We start from the raw sequence: 16,207 nt of genomic DNA on the forward strand, positions 1-16,207 counted from the left end.
ACGCGCCGAAGTGCCCCGGCGCCGCTGGCGCCGGGGCACTGAAAGGGGGAATTACTTCGTCTTCCGACATGTAACCGATACGTCGGCGATCACCCGAACCACATAACTTCATGGGTGACCCGACGGGCAACGCCTCCTTTCTTCTCACGGTGTTACATCATCTTCTTTCCGTGCAACTTCAGGTACTGCCCGGCGGGCGGTAGGACCGTCATACCTGCTGGTCCCGCGGCCGCGCCCGCCGTCCTAGCATCACGGGCAGTTCATCATCTCCCGTGCCGTATGGATACTTCCTTCGCTTCCAACGACACAGAAGCTACCGCAACTTTTGAGAAATGTCTACTGTCACCGCTACAGAATTTTTCCTGCGGCCGGCGCGGGCAGCAGCGGAAGTACTGATCGCCGTCGAGCGGTTGCACAGTCCCCCGTCCGGGGTGTGGCATGCTGGGTGATGGGCACGGGTTGTTGCAGTGATCGCCCGGCTCGCAACAGGAAGTAAAAAAAGAATGTCGCAAGGCAGTGTGAAGTGGTTCAACGGCGAAAAGGGCTTCGGATTCATCGCCCAGGACGCGGGCGGCCCCGATGTGTTCGTCCACTACTCCCAGATTTCCGGCTCGGGCTTCAAGTCCCTCGATGAGGGCCAGCGTGTCGAGTTCGAGATCGGCCAAGGTCAGAAGGGCCCGCAGGCCCAAGACGTCCGCGCCATCTAGGAGCCGACGAGAACAGAAACCCGCGCGATCCGCGCGGGTTTCTTGCTTTTCCGGGCGGGTATCGTCGTCGAGTGCCAGAGGCAGGTGGTTGCCGGTCTCTTCATCATCCGGGACCTGCGGCCGCGCACACAGACGAAGGCGCCCGGCTGCCCGGACGTATTGTCCGGGCAGCCGGGCGCTGTCCCCTCACCCTCCGGTCGTACCGCCCACCGGGGCGGACCGGGTGATCGGCAGCTACCTGACCGGCACCTGCGTCGCGTCCGCGGAGCCTTCACCGGCGGTTTCGGTCCCGGCGGACCCTGCCACCGCGGGCTCGGCAGCGTCCGCGCCCGTGGTCTCGGCGGAGCCTTCGGTAGCCGGGGCCGTCCGGGACTTCCGCCACGCGAAGACGGTGAGCGCGACCGCCACCACGACGATCAACACGTAACCGATCGTGCGGGGCGCGCCCTCGATATCGAAGTGCTTGAACAGCGTGCGAACGTTGGTGAGGACCAGCAACCCGCCGACGCCGGTGCCCAGCACACCCGGGGTGATCCGGCTGACCAGCCAGGCGGCGATCGGTGCCGCGATCACGCCGCCGAGCGCCAAACCGGCGATGATCAGCAGGTTGTCGAAGAAGTCCGAGCCGAGCCCCAGCAGGAAGCCGACACTGGCCGAGGCCGAGACGATGAACTCCGAGGCACTCACCGAACCGATCACCGTGCGCGGCGCGGACCGGCCGGTGGTCAGCAGGGTGCTGGTGGTGACCGGCCCCCAGCCGCCGCCACCGCTGGCGTCGATGAAACCGCCGAACAGGCCGAGCGGGGTCAGGAATTTCGCGGAATGCGCGGTCTTCTCCGTGGTGGCGAATTCCACCGGCGGTCGCGACGAGAACCGGACGACCAGGAAGACACCGATCGCGAGGAGGATGCCGGCGGTGATCGGCGCGGCGGCTTCGGTGGAGATCCGCGACAGCACGGTCGCGCCGAGGAAGGCGCCGATACCGCCGGGCACGCCGAGCCGGAGAACCATCTTCCAGTCGATATTGCCGAACCGCCAGTGCGATGCCCCGGAGGCCAGGGTGGTGGCGACCTCGGCGAAATGGACCGCCGCGCTCGCATGCGCGGCACCCGTGCCACTGAGGACGAGCAGTGTCGTCGCGGTGACGCCGAAGGCCATCCCGAGCGTGCCGTCGACGATCTGCGCGCCGATACCCACAAGGGTGAAAACCAGTAACTTGATCATGACGGTGTGCTCCCCGAACCTGGACCGAAGATCCGAGGGTACGACGTGGTCACGCGGTTGACACGGGTTGCGATCACCGTGAACGCAATACTGCCGGCCTGCCCGAGCGGCAGCCGGTACGGCGCCCCGGAGGGCGCGGAAATGAAGGCGACACCGGTGGCATTCCTGGGGCACACTGGCCGCCGTGACCGACCACACCTTCCGTCAGATGGTCCTGCGCGAGCGGCCGGCCGCCGGAATCACCGCCGGTACTTTTGCCGAAAAGGCTAGCGCCTTCCCGGTATTGGAGAACGGTGAGGCCCTCGTGCGGGTGGAGTGGCTCGGTATCGACGCCACCCAGCGCACCTGGCTCAACCCCGCGACAACGTACACGAAGCCGGTCGGTGTGGGCGAGGTGATGCGCGGCAGCGGGGTGGGGCGGGTGGTCGCCTCCCGTGACCCGGCGCTGCCGGAGGGACAGTGGGTCTACGGTGAGCTCGGCTGGCAGGAATACACCGTGGCCCGCACAGCCGGGTTGTTCGGCGTGAATCCGGTGCCCCCGGGGATCGACCCCCGCCATATGCTCACCGTTTTCGGCGTGAGCGGGCTGACCGCCTATATCGGCATCACCCGAGTGCTGGAGGTCGCGGAATCCGATGCGGTGCTGGTCACCGGCGCGGCCGGCAGCGTCGGATCGCTGGCCGGGCAGATCGCGCGACTCCTCGGGGCGCGGGTGCTCGGCACCGCGGGTACGCCGGAGAAAGTGGACTGGGTGCGCGAGACCGCCCGTTTCGACGCCTGCCTGGACTATCGCGCCGACGACGTCCCCGCCGCGCTGCGCGCCTTCGCCCCCGAAGGGTTGACCGCGGTCTTCGACAATATCGGCGGAAATCTACTGGAGAACGCGCTGGACCACCTGGCCCTGCATGCCCGGATCGCGCTCTGCGGATCGATCTCCTCCGGGTACACGGCCGCCGGCTACGGCGCCGGCCCCGCCAACTACATCCAGCTGGCCTTCCGCCGTGCCCGTATGGAGGGCTTCATCTTCTACGACCATCACGCCGATTTCCCCGCCGCCCTGGCTCGGCTCGCGAGCTGGGTCGCCGCGGGTGAGCTGGTCTGGGCCGAGGATATCGTCGACGGTCTCGAAAACGCCCCGGCGGCCCTGCAGCGCATTTTCGACGGGGCCAACCTCGGTAAACAGCTTGTCCGAGTCCGGCCGGAAGACCCCGGGACCGGCTGAGACCAGCGCATGCGTCGCGCACCCGGGTCCCGGGGCCACCCCATGGCGCCCGGGACCCGGCGCGACGGCGCCGGACGGAAGAACTCAGTACTGCGACCGCGGACGCCGGATGATCGCCCCGGACCCGACCCCGCCGAGCAGCGAAATGATGCACAACCCCGCGATCAGGTTGATCACGGCCGTGGCGATCTTGGCGTCCACCCCGGCGACCAGGGTGAACGGCACCAGCGTCGCCAGCGCGGTGACCAGTCCGGTGATCCAGTAGAAGAACTGCATCGGGCTGGGCATCAGGGCGAGCAGCAGGTTCAGCAGACCGGTCGCGGCAATCGCGGCGGCACCACCGGCCACGGCGTACGAGGTGGTCGAGACCGTGCCGTAGGCTCCCTCGCCCTCCGGGGAGAGGACAGCGATGTTCAGGATGCCGCGCACCAGCATGATCAGCACCACGATCACCAGCGCGACGACGATGGCCGTACCGACACCGCCCGCCCACAGGCGTCCGACATTGATCTTCGGTTCGTTCGGCCGCTCGGTCGGCCGCTCGGGCTGGTCCGGCTGGTACCCGTATTCGACCTGGTGCCCGTACTCCGGCTCCGTCGAGTAACCCGTTTGCTGGGGATAACCCTGCTGCGGGTATGCCTGCGTCCGAGGGTAACCCTGGCGGTGAGGGTCCTGGCGCCCGTAATTGTGCGGCGGTTCCGTCATAGGGGGAAAGTACCCCGCATGGGCTCCGCGACCCACCCGAATCGGTAGGCGCATGTCGTCGAACGCGGATTCCTGGCCGGTTGGGACGACCCGCTGCACAACGATGCGGGTCAGGTCATCCACGACGGGCGTCAACTCGCATAGGAGGCTCCGACACCGTACCGAGCCTGCTGCTCGCTGATCTGGCGGGCGCCCTCGACGCTACCGCCGGCATCACCCTCGACGTCGACAACATCCGTGTCGCGTTCGTCGCCCACTGACACAGCCTGATCCGCGGAGCTTTCAAGCCTCGGCATCGCACTTGTGACGGGTGGGGGCCGGCTGCCCGCCGAAAGCGCCCCGATGCCCTCGGACACCCCGGCCCTTAGGACAAAGTGTCCGACCTGCGGCGCGGCAGTGCCCCCAGTGGGACTCGAACCCACACTTGGCGGGTGTATTTTCGGTCGTTCCGGTACGTCCGTACATGTCCGCCGGAATCCAGCAACATGCAGGCTCAGCAGGTCATTCCTGCCGATATTCGTCTTCTAACGTCCGTCGCTGTCCACCACTGATCACGGACGTTTATGCGGGGAAAGTATGAGATTCCCGGTCCGGTGATCGCCGAAGAACTCCAACTCGGGACCATTTTGCCGGCGCCGACAAAATGATCAGCCGGGGTACTCACTACTGAGTACCCGGCTACCTTCGTGACATCGCGAAGGTTGTCGACCTCGGCAAGCTGGGCGACCTGGGAATTCCCTACGCCGGGCGGACGGCATCCGAACCTGCACGGTCACCAGCACCGCACAGGTGAGCACTCTTGCTCACCTGTTGCAGATGCAACACCTACGACCGGAACATCACCAGGGCGAACCAGGCCAGCCCGGCAGAGAGCAGGACCAGGGCGACGCCGTGACCGCTCACAGCTGCACGACCGGCCAGCGGTACCCGCGCGGGTAGATCTGCATCGGAGTGACCAGAGCGGCGTGCTCGGTGATCGCGTGCCGTACCGCGTCGGCATGCTCGAACGACGGGACCACTACCGCGGCCGCGCCGTGTTCCATGACGGCGCCGGCCATGATCAGCGCGGTTGCCAGCGGGCCGGTATCGAGTCGTACCGTCCACACCAGTCGGTAGCCGTGGCGCTCGGCCACCTTGTAGACGTCTACCCCGTCGCCCTGTACGTCCCTGCGGACCAACGCGATCGACTTCGGCAGTTCCCCGACCACTATTCACCCCTGCATCCCCGACCGCTGGAGTTGGAAAGCACCCGCCGCCGGGGCAGTCGGGGGCATACCCGGCGGCGGGGCTACATTGACGTTAAATCTGCTGGTAGACAACGAATGTTCGACGAATGTTCGAAACGAACATGTACCGTCGAGGACATGCAGCAAGGCGAGACTGTCGGAGAGAACATCGCGCACTGGCGGAAGGTCCGCGGACTCACACAGCACCAACTCGCGGCCCGCGCCAACGTATCCCGGTCGATGATCGCCCAGGTGGAAACCGGGAAGGCCTCAGCGTCCACGGTATGGGTCGGGGCCATCGCCAACGCGCTACGAGTCGATGCCTCCCGGCTCTACGGCACCGGCCAGGAACCCGAACAGTTGTCGGATGTGCTGCCGGTCCTACGCCGCGCGCTCGCTGCGACCGACCCGCTGGAACCCGATAGCGAGCCGGCGCCGATCGACGAATTGCGGCGCCTGTCGGCCAAGGTCGCTCGCTGGCGTATCGACGCCCGGTATCGACGCATAGCTGATGTGCTGCCGGACCTCGTGGACTCACTGCTGGTCGCCGGTGACCGGACCGGGCGGCCGGCCTATGCCATGCTGACCGACGCCTACCGGGCCGCGAACACAGTTGCGCACAAGTTCGGATACACCGACCTGTCTCTCACCGCTACAGAGCGCATGGAGTGGGCAGCCACCCGGTCCGGCGATCCACTGCTGTTGGCGACCACGCACTACGTGAAGGCCGCGAGTCTGGCCCGTATCGGTGCGTCTGCACACGCTCTGCGGCTGCTGAATCGGTCCATGTCCGATATCGAGCCGCTCGTCGAGGAGGACGCGACCGCGGCGGCCGTGTATTCGATCCTGCATATGCGCGCCGGGACCATCGCCGCGGCGACCGGCGACGCTGATACCTCCCGCGGCCACCTCGCGGTAGCGGAACGTCTCGCGCCCCAGATCGGCGACCGGGTGATCTACGGCAGCCCGGTCGGTCCCGCGAACGTGCGCCTGTATCAGCTGTGCGCCGAGGTCGACCTGGGCGAGCCGGGGCGTGCGGTCGACATCGCGAAAGGCACTCGGCTTCCGCAAGGGATGGCCGCCGAGCGGCAGGCGTATTTTTGGGTCGATGCCGCCCGGGCGCACCTGCTCAATGGAGACCCCGATTCCGCGATCGGCGCACTCCTGGAATCGCGTCTGGCCGCGCCGGAGCATTTTCGGTCGAGTCCGGCCGTGAAGAACGCCATCCGCACCACAGCGCAGCAGCAGCGGCGTGCCAACGACAGCCTTCGGAGCCTGGCGAACGCTGCGGGCATCGACGACTGACACCGGCATAGCTCGAGCAATCGTCACTGTGACACCTGGTGTCCGCTGAGCGGATCTCACCAACCGGTCGCGGTCGGTTCGCTGGTCGACAACACGTCATCAGCAGTGAGTGTGAGCAGATTGCTCGAATCACCCTCCGGCCACCGTGCGGGATGGTTGCCGGGCAGCTCATAGCGGCGGAACTGGTGCGGCTGTCCCGACTCCAGTTGTTCGACCGGTTTCGACAGCTCGCGCCACAGGATCGGGTCGGTGGATCCGTAGGTCTCCCGGAGACTGCGCGCCTGTTCGGCGAGATACACCCGCAACGGGGTATCGGTGGCTGGTGCTGCTTTGCGACGGACCACTACGACACCTCGCGCAACACGTCGTCGGCGCCGAACAGGTACCGCCGGTCTCCCTGCTCCCCGGTGACGGCGTACCGCATCGCGGCCGGGTCGCCGACCGAGAACAGGGCCGAGAACACCTCGGCGGAGGATGTGAGCACTTCGGCACCGGCCTGCAGCTCGGCCAACCGCTCCCGCGCGCCCTTCGTAGGCCAACGCTCCGCGAATGCCTCCCACCGGGCCGTCATAGCCTCCCGAAGCACCCGATTGCGGCCGATTTTGCGCACCATTACGCGGTCCCCCGATGCCATCGAGCATTGGCCGCGAACTGGTGTCGGGCCGACTTCACCGCCGGCACCTCATCCGCGGTCAGCTTCAGCGAGGTAATCAGCCGGTGCAGCTGCGCACGCGCCAACCGCACCTCGGTGTAGGCCGAATTCAGCTTCCGGGTACCGGCAACATCCTGGATGAGCACCTGGTCGAGTTCTCCCTCGAGACGGGCGATGTCATCGCGGGTAGCCGAGATGAGATCGAGGATTGCGCGGTCGCGGTTGTCGAGTTCCAGGCCGTCCGCCAGGTCCCGTTCGATTGACCGGACGAGCTTCTGGCCCTCGGTCAGGGGTTTGCGTGGCATCCTTCGGGCCTCCTGTCGTGTTTCCTACCGCTCATGCGATGCACTGGATGGCGGGAGCTATGCAGTACCGCCCGAGGTGAGGGCCGAGTCGGAGTGCTCCCCCACCCCTCTCCGGTCCCCTGGGCGGCACGCTGGCCGGTCAGCACGTCCCGCATGACTCTCGTCTACCCTCGCGCTGTTCTGGTCGCTCATACGGTCGGCCTCGTTCTTGTCGTGACAACGTGCAGGTCGTAGGCATGTCACCGGAGCGAGACGGCTACGTCCTGGCCGGTGGTGGCGTCCTCGACTGCCTGCCCAATGGAGACACCGGCCGTGAGGGTGACCACTCGCCCGACGTTGTCGACCTGGACTTCCTGCCCTGCGGTGATGGTTCCACCGGCAGTCACGGGGATGATGCCGCGGCGCAGGATGGTAAGCACTGTGCCGGTGGCTGCGTCGTGGGCTGCGACACCGAACGTTCTCACGCCTGCGGCCGGGAGTCCGACTCGGATAACGCCGTCGGTGTCGAGGTCGGCGGAGATGTCGACGAACCGTTTACCGGTGAGTTGGGCGGTAGCCCGGGCTGTGACATGCCAGCCGGGCCGGAACAGTGGGCTGCATTCGTTGGCCATGATGGCTCCTTACGCGGACTCGTAGGCGGGGTGGCTGGCGTCGTACTCTTCGCGCTGCAACCGCTCGTACTCGGCCTGCTGGGCGGCGATGATCTCGGCGGCCCGGGTCGGGGTGTTGAGCGTGAGGTCCGATGCCGTGAGAAGGCGCAGCCAGCGACCGCCACGGCCGGTGTTGTTCTCCGGTGCCAGGGCTTCGGCGGCGCTGTCGAGGTTTACCGTTTCGTCTCGGACGTAGAACGCTGCCCGCGGGGCGGATCCGTGCCGCATGAACGGCTGGCGTGCGACCAGGCGGAACGCGTCGAGGAACAGCGCGACCAGACCATTTACCTGCTCGAGGGTCCGGTGGTGGTGGCCGAGGTCGTACCAGGCTTGCAGGGCATCGGGACCGAATTCGATCACCTGCTCGGCGGTGGTGCTGGGTGTGATCCACGCGGAGGCGTCGACCACTCCGGCTTTGGCCTTGTCGAACACCGGGCGCACCGATTCCACGATCGCGTCTCCGGCGCCGTTGCGGACCGCGGTGGCGAAGGTGCGCAGGATGATCGTTTCGGCCTTGCCGCGGATCTCCCGCGGTTCGGTGGTGGGCCGGGCGAGTTCGGTGTCGAGGTATTCGCCGGCGTTCTTCGCGGTGAACGATCCGTCGGTGATCGCGCGGGCGAGATGGTCAGCGGTGGCGGCGGGCTGCCAGGCGCGCACCGCGGCGTGGGTGTCGAGCAGCCGGCGGAGTTCGGCCGGGACGGTGCCACCGAGTTCGGTGGTTCGCGTGCACAGTTCGGTGCAGGGTCCGGGGCCGGGCTCGAGGGGTGTGAGGTTCATCGGGTGGTTTCCTTCGCGCTCGGGTTCCAGTGCGGCGGGTAGGGATGGTCGGGCTCGCTGTGGTTGCTCCAGCCCATCCCGGACCGCAGATAGCCGCGGTAGGGCGCCGGGCCCTGGTCGGTGTCGTCGTCGGCGCCCGGCTCGGTCGTCACTTCCAGTTCGCCGGGTAGTCGGTGGATCCGGCCTGTGCGGGTTTGGCCTTCGGTTGTGCGGGTTTGGTGTCGTCGCGCGGTTCGCGCACGGCCGCGGTGAAGGCGGTGAATTCGGCATCGGTCATGGATGCGGCGTACGCCTGCACGGCGTCGGTGAGGATGTTCGGATCGGCCATGGTCTTTACTCCTTGCGGGCTCGGGCGTATTCGGTGACCGCGCGGAGTGTGAAAACCCATTCCCGTCCGGCGTGCTGGCCGTCGAGGTCGGCGGCCAGGCGGCGGACGTGGCGGGTGCTGCATCCGAGGATGCGGGCGGCTTCACTCACGCCGATCACCTTCGAGTCTCGAGCAGTTGGCGGGGCGGCGGGTCCGTCGTCGGACACAGCGGAGACCAGCTCGGCGGATAGGCGGGCGTGGGTGCGGCGTAACCATTCCGGGATGGGGGCACCGGTGCGGCGTCGGGTGCGGATCTGCTCGGCTACGGCGTAGCAGCAGGCGCGTAGGTCTTCCTCACGGAGCGTCACGGACACCCTCCCAGGGATCGAATACCCGCGGCCGGACAGCGATCTGGTACCGCTGGCCGGTGCGCGGGCAGGTGCCGGTAGTCGGCTCGGGGGTCCAGTGCCGGACGCGGCAGTGGGGGCAGCGCACTCGGGTGTAGCGGATGCCGGTGTATCTGTTGCGCTTCCGTTCGCAGATGTAGGCGGGCGGTATCTCGGGTGCGGTCACGCGGCACCTTCCTTCCTCGGTCGCCCGACCGGGGCCGGAGCGCTTCGGATCTCCCCGGCCCAGATACCGACCGCCGCGGCGCCGAGTTCGCCGGCGACCGTGGCGCACTCACCCTGGACCGGGCACCGGGCACACACCTTCCCCGCGGTGTCAGTCCGGTAGGTGAATGCGGCGTCGGGCTCGCTCTGGCCGCGCGGGTCGAACAGTCGTGCCAGACCAACGCACTCGGCACCGGTGAGCCGGGTATCGGTGAGGGCGGCGGCCAGCTCAACAATGGACGGGAACCCGGCGCCGGGTCGGCGGGTCATGCGGCATCGGTAGGTGGGACCAGGAGTCTGTCCGGGTCGATATTCGCGAGCAGATACCGGATATCGCGTGTGAAGGACTCGGCGACCTCGTGGGCGGTATCCCGGTCGAAATAGGTTCCGTCGATCTTGAGCACCACGTCGTAGGCGCCGGGCATGACTTCCACAGCATGGACGGAGAGCCAGTCTCGGCGATCGTTGAGAAGGTCATCGGCGCTCACGTAGGCGCCACGGCTGGTGGGTTGGTCGGGCATTGAGGTCTCCTCCGGTAGATAGACGTGGTGAAACTGGTGAAACTGGTGAATCAGGTAGGTATCTGCAGGTCAGCAAGGCTGTTGCGATTCACGCGCACTGCGGACTGGTGAAACCGTGATGAATCGGCAGGTGATGAAAGTGAATTGGGTGGTGAAAACCGAATCATGCTCTGACCTGCAACAACTCATCCGTTTCACCGCTTTCACCGCTTTCACCACCTGTTGGTAGGCGGTCGTACACACCGCGGCCCGTCTTGGTGATCCGCTCCGATTCGTACAGCCGCGCCAGGGCGTTGCTGGCGAGCTTGTTGTCCATCCCGAACCGGTCGGCGATATCGCGGGGCGTGGTCGGTCCGTTCGTCATGACGTGAGCGAGGATGTCCATGCTCCGGTCTCCCAGACTCTTGGACTCCCGCCGCTTATCGACCGTCGCCGCGGCGTCCACCAGGTCCATGCCGTCGAGGCGCCAGCGCCCCTCCTCGGTGACGAGTGCGTACTCGTTCTCCGGAACATCTCGGCCCGTGACCGACAGGACGGCCTGGTCGTCCTTGCGCTTGCGGGCGAGCACCAAGATGAAGTCCGCCGACCCGGCGATGCCCTGAGTGCCGCTCACCGCGTCCACGAAATCGGCACTCTCGGCCTTCCTCGTGTGGTGCACGGCCACCAGGCAGGACCCGGGCACGGAATCCACGAGCTCCTTCAACCGGGTACCGATCGCGTAGTCGGCGGCGTAGGCCTCCTGCCCAGACTGCTTGGGCGGCTTCACCTTGCCCAAGGTGTCCAGGACCACGAGCGGCTTCTCTGTCCGGTGCAGATGAAGGAACTCCCCGATCATTCCCGGCACCTCGTTGGGTCGCGCAGAGATAATTACGTGCATCCGGTTCGGGATCGGCTCGCCCTCGGTGAGAGTGCGGAATCGGGACTGCAACCGCCGGTGCCCGTCCTCCAGCGCGAGATAGAGCACGGGGCGCTGTTTGACCACGATTTTGCCGAGCGCGTACCCGCCGGCCGCGCACGCGAGCCCGATACCGGCGACCATCCACGACTTCCCGGCCTTCGGTGGCGCCACCAACAGGCCGAATCCCTCGGGGAGGATGCCTTCCACGAGCCATTCCAGTGGCGGGAATTCCTGGGCGTCCAGCCACGCGCCCGAAACCATCCCCGACAACATGGACCGCGGTTCATCCTCTGCGGGGCCGCGATCGGGACGCACTTGGGACGCGCGGATCGGCGTAACTACCTCTGACCTGTCATTTTCCGAATCGGGGGGCGGCCGTGTACCTATACCGGGCCGCGTCCCGAAACCAGCCTTTCGATCCTCGTTGCGGTGGCGGGTCCGACGCCGCGGCATCGAGTTCGGCGTGTGCTCGTCGGGTCGGCCCGGGGACGGCCGTCCGTCGAGCCGCTGGCGCCGCTGGGCGATCTGTTCGTCATAGAGGGCCCGGCATGCCGTGCAGTCGGGGCGGTATTGCGGACGATGCTCCGGGCAAGCGCGGGGCGGTTCCGGTAGGTCTGGCGCGGCGTCGACGGCCGCGTGTGAGAACTCGATGCCGTCGCTCATGCATGTCTCCGTTCTGCGGACATCAGCGTCCGCTCGATTTCGGGGGCGCTGAGCCCCGCTGTGGCGGCCGCAGCGCGTAGGAGGTCCATCAGCGCCGGATCGGCGCCCTGCTCGACTGCACGGCAGGCGGCCCAGAACAACGCCTGGTTCCGGTTCCCCGGGGCGGCCGTGGCCACGGTGCGAATCAGTCCTTCGTTCCGGTCCGTCGACGGCCGAGCGCGGTACTGCTGGCGGACCGGTTCGGGGTAGGCCACCCGCTCGGCCAGGTGCGCGGGTAGCCACGCGATCCGTGCCTTGTTCGCCCACTCGTAGCGGCGGCCGGACGGGTGCACGCTGGGCGCGACGACCAGATATCCGGCGCTGGTCTTGATGTCGATTCCTTGAGCGCCGGCGAGCTTGCCCCGGCAGCGGCCGCGGTACCGGAACCACAGGTGCCAGCCGCCCCCGCCGGTGCGGGCCGCCCAGGTCTCCGGCGGGGCGCCCAGCTGGTCGAGGTCACCACCGGATCGCGGGTCTATGTCGAGCACTACCACGGTGTCGGCCGGTCGTATCCCGATGTTGTAGCGCGGGTTCTGGTGCCACCACGCCCGGATCTGCTCGGGGTCGGTGGTGGCGTCGTCCTTGCCGTGTTCGCAAGCCGGGAGCTTGCCCCGCGGGGCCAGCGGCAGCACCGCCAGCCCCGCGCGGGCGTAGGCCAGCGCGTATTCCAGGGGGAGCGCGTCCACTGTCATGACGCCTCCCGTTCTTCGCCGACGCCCAGCTTGCGGCGGCACGTCGGGCCCAGGTGCAGCGCTACGGACTTCGCGGCGACCACCCATTGCCCGCACCGGTGGCAGCGGACAGCGAGCCGGAACCCGCGGTCGCGGGCGGCGGCCAACACCTGGGCGTCGAGCCGGTCTTCTTCACGTTCGCTGAGGGGGCGCCCCCCGGGCGCAACCGGTGTGGTTGCGCCCGAGAGGTCTTCGCGTTCGATGGTCACCGGCCACCACCAAGGGTGCGTTCGGCGTGGTCGCGGGACTCGGCGAGCTTGGCCCGGAATCCGGCCTTCGGCATCACCTCGTCGAGCACTTCCAGCAGCGGCGCGAGGATGTTCCTGGTCATCAGCGACAGCGCGCCGGCGGTGGTGTAGCCCATGGCGTCCGGGTCCAACCGGGCCGACCACTCGATGCCGATCCGGTCGACCTCCGCGTCGTTCCCCGCGGCGGCGGCCATCTGGTACATGAGCCGGGTGGCGTCGCTCTGGAGGTCGGCGAGTTCGACGATGCCGCGGGGCACCCCGTCGTCACCGATCACCATGAACCGCGGTGGTGTGTCGTTCATCGGTCCTCCATTGCTCTCATCAGGTGTGGGGCCGGGAGTGGGGTAAGGGGGTGTCATCCCCGCACCTCCTCGGCGATCTCGGTCCGGCGGTGCAGCGGGACGACCACGCCGGCGTGCCAGCCAAGGGCGGCGTGATATCCCCATGCGGCGGAACGGTCCCGGCCCATAACCGACCGGTCCCGACCAGCGAGCGCGACATCCTCAGCCACGGACAGCAGCTCGGCGGTGTACGCGGCACCGATCCCATGGCGGGGAACGGCGTGGATCTCGCCGTCGAGCCGGACCACGATGCTGCCGACGCGCAACCCACGGCCGACGATGGCGATATCGCCGTGCGGTTCGTCGAGGTGCACGCCGATGGCGGCCGCGGTTTCGATCCGGGTAGGTGCGGTCACCGGGTCACCTCCGCGTCGGCCGGGCCGAACAGTGCGCGCAGGTCGGACACCCCGGCCGCGAGCGCCAAGACGATCGCCTCGGAGACGGTGAAGCAGTCGCGGCCGTCGAACACCTCGGCGACCCGATGGACCGATATCCCGGTACCTTCCAGCAGCTCGAGCACCGGGCGTTTCGATGCTTCAAGGGCGTCGCCGACACGCTGAGACACCTCGGCGGCCAACTGCTCGCTTTCGGCCCGGAGTGCGGCGAGCCTGTCTTTCTCGGCCTGTGCCCGCAGCTGGGCCGACTGCTCGATGAGGTCCAGTTCCGTCGGCCCGTCGAGCTGGACGCGGTAGACGTGGAACACGATGCGCGCGCCGGATCCGTCGACCCGCACCCGCACGAACCCGGCAGCGTCGGGCGATTCGAGCACTTCGCCGGTGAGGTGGGTACCGGCCAACTGACCGATCTGGTTGATCTCCTCGATTCGTACCCGGTCACCGGGACGGAACGGGGCGGGGTGGTCTATCGTGGTCAAAGCAGAACTCCTCATTTGGTGTGTGGTCTTCTGGTTGGCCTGGGTAGCGGCGGTGGGCGCCGCTCCCGGGCCGTTCTGTTCGGTGGGCGGGGTAGACATCAAGCGGCATCCGATCCGCTGATGAGTCGCGTGATGTAGTCCGCGATTGCGCTTTCCGGAATCAGCCGCCTACGGCCGACCTTGACCGAGCGCAGTACGCCCGAGTCCATGAGTCCGTAGAGATGGCTACGACCAATGCCGAGCCGCTCGCAGGCTGCTGGGATGGGATGCAGCTGATCAGTGGCCTGCATCTCCCCTCCTATTCGTTGCTCATACGACAAACGCTGATTGTTTGCCGTTGTGTAGACGAGTATGCATGGACGCGTATGGACAACGCAAGCAGACCCGCTAATCTCGTACCCATGACGACATCATGGGATGTGGAGCTGGCCGAGCGGGTCGGCAAGGCGGTGAAGAGGTTGCGTGAGCAGGAGACGCCGAAACTGTCGGCCGCTCGACTGGCCGAGCGCACAGAAAAGTGCGGCTACACAATGACTAAAGCGCAGGTCAGCGACCTGGAACTTGGGCGGAAGAAGACGATCACCGTTCCCGAACTGATCACTCTGGCGCTCGCGCTCGGAGTGCCCCCAGTCCAGCTGCTGTACCCAGAACTGCCGGATGGCCCGGTATCGATCTGGCCAGACACCGTATGCCCCAGCGTCGAAGCATTGCAGTGGTTTTCCGGCGATATCTCGGCTCGCGAAGTCGTCGACAACTACGTCACGGCCGGCAGTACCAACGTCCGCGTTCGCGAGTCGCGGGAATACGTGCGGCTTACGAATCTCCGCAAGAGGGCTGCTCGGGAGCGGATGATTTCGCAACTCATCCCCGGGGATGCGGAGTGGACTGCCGATCACGCGCTGTCGGTTCTCCGGGAGGCCCAGGAACGAATCGACGAACTGAAGAAGCAGTTCACCGAGAGAGGTTGGCCGGTCGACGATGCCTAGACAACGGATGCGCCCTGGCGAGTGGGGGAAGATCACCACGAGGCAGGTCGACAAGGGCAAGTTCACCGCGTCGACCTACGTCCGGGACAGCGACGGCAAACGACGCCAGGTCGAGCGAAGCGGAATAAGCTGCGAGGATGCCGAGCGGAACCTGAAACGGCACCTGACGGAACGGCGCGCACCGCTGGCGGACAGCACGGTGAATCACCGGACGACACTCGCTGAGTTGTTCACGATCTGGATAGCAACGAAAAACCGTCTTGCTCCACAGTCGGCCGACCTCTACCGGCAGGTGTGGAATCTTCACGGTGCCGAGCAGATCGGGGCACTACGGATTGCGGAATTCCCCACCAGCCGCGCCGAGCAGCATATCGGCAAGCTCGCCGCACGGAAGGCGTCGACGGCCGAGACCATGCACACGGTGTTGTCGGGAATGCTCGCACTGGCCACCCGCTACGACGTGGTTCCCGTGAACCCGATCCGGGAAGTGAGCCGAACGCCGATAGACCGGCCGCCCACGTGAGCTCTCACCCGGGCCGAGTTCCGCCGCGTGCGCGCCGCGGTGTCGGACTACCACCAGGATCCGCCCGGCGCCGGCGGACCGAAACCTGGGCGGCTACTGCTCGCCTTCATAGATGTACTGATGGCAACTGGTGCGCGCCCGAACGAAGTGCTCGCACTGCGCTGGCATGAGGTCGACCTGCTGGCGGACCCGCCGACAGCACTGATCACCGGCAAGCTGGTCGACCACGGCCGGGTCAAGGGCAAGCCGCTGCATCGGCAGGACTACCGCAAGGGCAAGGCGCCGAACCACACCCTCACACTGCCCAGACTGGCCGTCGAGGCGATGGCCGGACTGGTGGGCCAGTCTGATGTAGAGGACGTCGTGGACCGCCCGACCGACGACAAGCCGCGGCCCGTGTTCGCGAACAGGGACGGCGGATGGATGAGCCTTGCCAACCTCCGCCGCTCATTGCGAGCCGCCCTGCCGGACGATCTGAAATGGGTCCAATTCCGCTCGTTCCGGCCCACGGTCGCGACGGTGGTCCGAGATGGACTCGGCCCTGCTGAGGCTCAGGCCCAGCTGTCACACGCGAAGCTGAGCACTACCGAGCAGCACTATTTCGAGCGTAAGACTCACGGGCCGGATGTCCGGGCGACGCTCGACACCTGGTACACCACGGACACGGGCCCGGCCGATTCGTGAAAGTGCGG

26 protein-coding genes and 1 pseudogene are annotated in these 16,207 nt (G+C 67.0%); 5 read left to right on the forward strand and 22 right to left on the reverse strand.

The window, feature by feature from the left end:
• Positions 1-503 precede the first annotated feature (503 nt).
• Positions 504-707, forward strand: a complete 204-nt coding sequence (locus tag AB0H42_RS04245) for a cold-shock protein (protein ID WP_039828343.1) — start codon at positions 504-506, stop codon at positions 705-707.
• 234 nt (positions 708-941) lie between these two features.
• On the opposite strand, the gene AB0H42_RS04250 is transcribed toward AB0H42_RS04245, so the two are convergent.
• Positions 942-1,931, reverse strand: coding sequence for a sulfite exporter TauE/SafE family protein (locus AB0H42_RS04250; protein ID WP_357049604.1), 990 nt, complete (start codon positions 1,929-1,931; stop codon positions 942-944).
• Between the two features lie 184 nt (positions 1,932-2,115).
• Here AB0H42_RS04250 and AB0H42_RS04255 point away from each other — a divergent pair, with 184 nt between their 5' ends.
• Positions 2,116-3,153, forward strand: a complete 1,038-nt coding sequence (locus AB0H42_RS04255) for an NADP-dependent oxidoreductase (RefSeq protein ID WP_357049607.1) — start codon at positions 2,116-2,118, stop codon at positions 3,151-3,153.
• An 84-nt stretch (positions 3,154-3,237) separates the two neighbouring features.
• Here the strand turns inward: AB0H42_RS04255 and AB0H42_RS04260 are convergent, their stop codons facing one another.
• The 3 genes from AB0H42_RS04260 to AB0H42_RS04270 form a co-directional block, all read right to left on the reverse strand.
• Positions 3,238-3,858 carry a DUF6069 family protein gene (locus AB0H42_RS04260; RefSeq protein ID WP_357049610.1) on the reverse strand — a complete coding sequence of 207 codons (621 nt, stop codon included), beginning with the start codon at positions 3,856-3,858 and terminating at the stop codon, positions 3,238-3,240.
• 131 nt (positions 3,859-3,989) lie between these two features.
• Positions 3,990-4,121, reverse strand: a complete 132-nt coding sequence (locus AB0H42_RS04265; protein ID WP_357049613.1) for a hypothetical protein — start codon at positions 4,119-4,121, stop codon at positions 3,990-3,992.
• 636 nt (positions 4,122-4,757) lie between these two features.
• A complete protein-coding gene (locus AB0H42_RS04270; protein ID WP_357049616.1) occupies positions 4,758-5,066 on the reverse strand; it encodes a hypothetical protein in 309 nt (102 codons plus the stop codon).
• Between the two features lie 156 nt (positions 5,067-5,222).
• On the opposite strand from AB0H42_RS04270, the gene AB0H42_RS04275 reads away from it, so the two are divergent.
• Positions 5,223-6,389, forward strand: a complete 1,167-nt coding sequence (locus tag AB0H42_RS04275) for a helix-turn-helix transcriptional regulator (protein WP_357049619.1) — start codon at positions 5,223-5,225, stop codon at positions 6,387-6,389.
• A 56-nt stretch (positions 6,390-6,445) separates the two neighbouring features.
• Here the strand turns inward: AB0H42_RS04275 and AB0H42_RS04280 are convergent, their stop codons facing one another.
• The 18 genes from AB0H42_RS04280 to AB0H42_RS04365 form a co-directional block, all read right to left on the reverse strand.
• A complete protein-coding gene (locus AB0H42_RS04280; protein ID WP_357049622.1) occupies positions 6,446-6,733 on the reverse strand; it encodes a hypothetical protein in 288 nt (95 codons plus the stop codon).
• Complete coding sequence (locus AB0H42_RS04285; protein ID WP_357049625.1) at positions 6,733-6,960, reverse strand: hypothetical protein; 228 nt, start codon at positions 6,958-6,960, stop codon at positions 6,733-6,735. The genes AB0H42_RS04280 and AB0H42_RS04285 overlap by 1 nt, the downstream gene beginning before the upstream one ends.
• Before the next feature lie 41 nt (positions 6,961-7,001).
• Entirely contained in the window at positions 7,002-7,346 is a 345-nt protein-coding gene (locus tag AB0H42_RS04290; protein ID WP_357049628.1) for a hypothetical protein, read from the reverse strand.
• Between the two features lie 239 nt (positions 7,347-7,585).
• Positions 7,586-7,957: a DUF2190 family protein gene (locus tag AB0H42_RS04295; protein WP_357049631.1), complete on the reverse strand. Its 372-nt coding sequence runs from the start codon at positions 7,955-7,957 to the stop codon at positions 7,586-7,588.
• 9 nt (positions 7,958-7,966) lie between these two features.
• Positions 7,967-8,773 carry a hypothetical protein gene (locus AB0H42_RS04300; protein ID WP_357049633.1) on the reverse strand — a complete coding sequence of 269 codons (807 nt, stop codon included), beginning with the start codon at positions 8,771-8,773 and terminating at the stop codon, positions 7,967-7,969.
• Positions 8,770-8,925, reverse strand: coding sequence for a hypothetical protein (locus AB0H42_RS04305; protein ID WP_357049636.1), 156 nt, complete (start codon positions 8,923-8,925; stop codon positions 8,770-8,772). Before AB0H42_RS04305 ends, AB0H42_RS04300 begins: the two co-directional genes overlap by 4 nt.
• Positions 8,922-9,101, reverse strand: coding sequence for a hypothetical protein (locus AB0H42_RS04310; RefSeq protein WP_357049639.1), 180 nt, complete (start codon positions 9,099-9,101; stop codon positions 8,922-8,924). The genes AB0H42_RS04305 and AB0H42_RS04310 overlap by 4 nt, the downstream gene beginning before the upstream one ends.
• Positions 9,102-9,106: 5 nt before the next feature.
• Entirely contained in the window at positions 9,107-9,448 is a 342-nt protein-coding gene (locus AB0H42_RS04315) for a hypothetical protein (protein WP_357049642.1), read from the reverse strand.
• Positions 9,435-9,653 carry a hypothetical protein gene (locus tag AB0H42_RS04320; RefSeq protein WP_357049645.1) on the reverse strand — a complete coding sequence of 73 codons (219 nt, stop codon included), beginning with the start codon at positions 9,651-9,653 and terminating at the stop codon, positions 9,435-9,437. The genes AB0H42_RS04315 and AB0H42_RS04320 overlap by 14 nt, the downstream gene beginning before the upstream one ends.
• A complete protein-coding gene (locus AB0H42_RS04325; protein ID WP_357049648.1) occupies positions 9,650-9,961 on the reverse strand; it encodes a WhiB family transcriptional regulator in 312 nt (103 codons plus the stop codon). The genes AB0H42_RS04320 and AB0H42_RS04325 overlap by 4 nt, the downstream gene beginning before the upstream one ends.
• Positions 9,958-10,212 (reverse strand): hypothetical protein, encoded by a 255-nt coding sequence (locus AB0H42_RS04330; protein WP_357049651.1) that lies wholly within the window; start codon positions 10,210-10,212, stop codon positions 9,958-9,960. The genes AB0H42_RS04325 and AB0H42_RS04330 overlap by 4 nt, the downstream gene beginning before the upstream one ends.
• 163 nt (positions 10,213-10,375) lie before the next feature.
• Positions 10,376-11,383 (reverse strand): AAA family ATPase, encoded by a 1,008-nt coding sequence (locus tag AB0H42_RS04335; protein WP_357049653.1) that lies wholly within the window; start codon positions 11,381-11,383, stop codon positions 10,376-10,378.
• A 386-nt stretch (positions 11,384-11,769) separates the two neighbouring features.
• On the reverse strand, positions 11,770-12,504 hold the full coding sequence (locus AB0H42_RS04340; RefSeq protein WP_357049656.1) for a bifunctional DNA primase/polymerase: 735 nt from the start codon (positions 12,502-12,504) through the stop codon (positions 11,770-11,772).
• Complete coding sequence (locus AB0H42_RS04345; RefSeq protein ID WP_357049659.1) at positions 12,501-12,752, reverse strand: hypothetical protein; 252 nt, start codon at positions 12,750-12,752, stop codon at positions 12,501-12,503. Before AB0H42_RS04345 ends, AB0H42_RS04340 begins: the two co-directional genes overlap by 4 nt.
• Positions 12,749-13,093 (reverse strand): hypothetical protein, encoded by a 345-nt coding sequence (locus AB0H42_RS04350; RefSeq protein WP_357049661.1) that lies wholly within the window; start codon positions 13,091-13,093, stop codon positions 12,749-12,751. The genes AB0H42_RS04345 and AB0H42_RS04350 overlap by 4 nt, the downstream gene beginning before the upstream one ends.
• A 53-nt stretch (positions 13,094-13,146) precedes the next feature.
• Positions 13,147-13,488 carry a hypothetical protein gene (locus AB0H42_RS04355; protein ID WP_357049664.1) on the reverse strand — a complete coding sequence of 114 codons (342 nt, stop codon included), beginning with the start codon at positions 13,486-13,488 and terminating at the stop codon, positions 13,147-13,149.
• Positions 13,485-14,006: a hypothetical protein gene (locus tag AB0H42_RS04360; RefSeq protein WP_357049667.1), complete on the reverse strand. Its 522-nt coding sequence runs from the start codon at positions 14,004-14,006 to the stop codon at positions 13,485-13,487. The genes AB0H42_RS04355 and AB0H42_RS04360 overlap by 4 nt, the downstream gene beginning before the upstream one ends.
• A 98-nt stretch (positions 14,007-14,104) precedes the next feature.
• Complete coding sequence (locus AB0H42_RS04365; protein ID WP_357049670.1) at positions 14,105-14,296, reverse strand: helix-turn-helix domain-containing protein; 192 nt, start codon at positions 14,294-14,296, stop codon at positions 14,105-14,107.
• A 111-nt stretch (positions 14,297-14,407) separates the two neighbouring features.
• Between AB0H42_RS04365 and AB0H42_RS04370 the strand changes: the two genes are divergently transcribed.
• Positions 14,408-14,992, forward strand: a complete 585-nt coding sequence (locus tag AB0H42_RS04370; protein WP_357049673.1) for a helix-turn-helix domain-containing protein — start codon at positions 14,408-14,410, stop codon at positions 14,990-14,992.
• Positions 14,985-16,199: pseudogene (locus AB0H42_RS04375) on the forward strand (tyrosine-type recombinase/integrase). The gene AB0H42_RS04370 and the pseudogene AB0H42_RS04375 overlap by 8 nt, the downstream one beginning before the upstream one ends.
• Positions 16,200-16,207 lie beyond the last annotated feature (8 nt).

The sequence above is a fragment of the Nocardia sp. NPDC050799 genome (assembly GCF_040654015.1).
In the GTDB taxonomy this organism is placed as follows: Bacteria; Actinomycetota; Actinomycetes; order Mycobacteriales; family Mycobacteriaceae; genus Nocardia.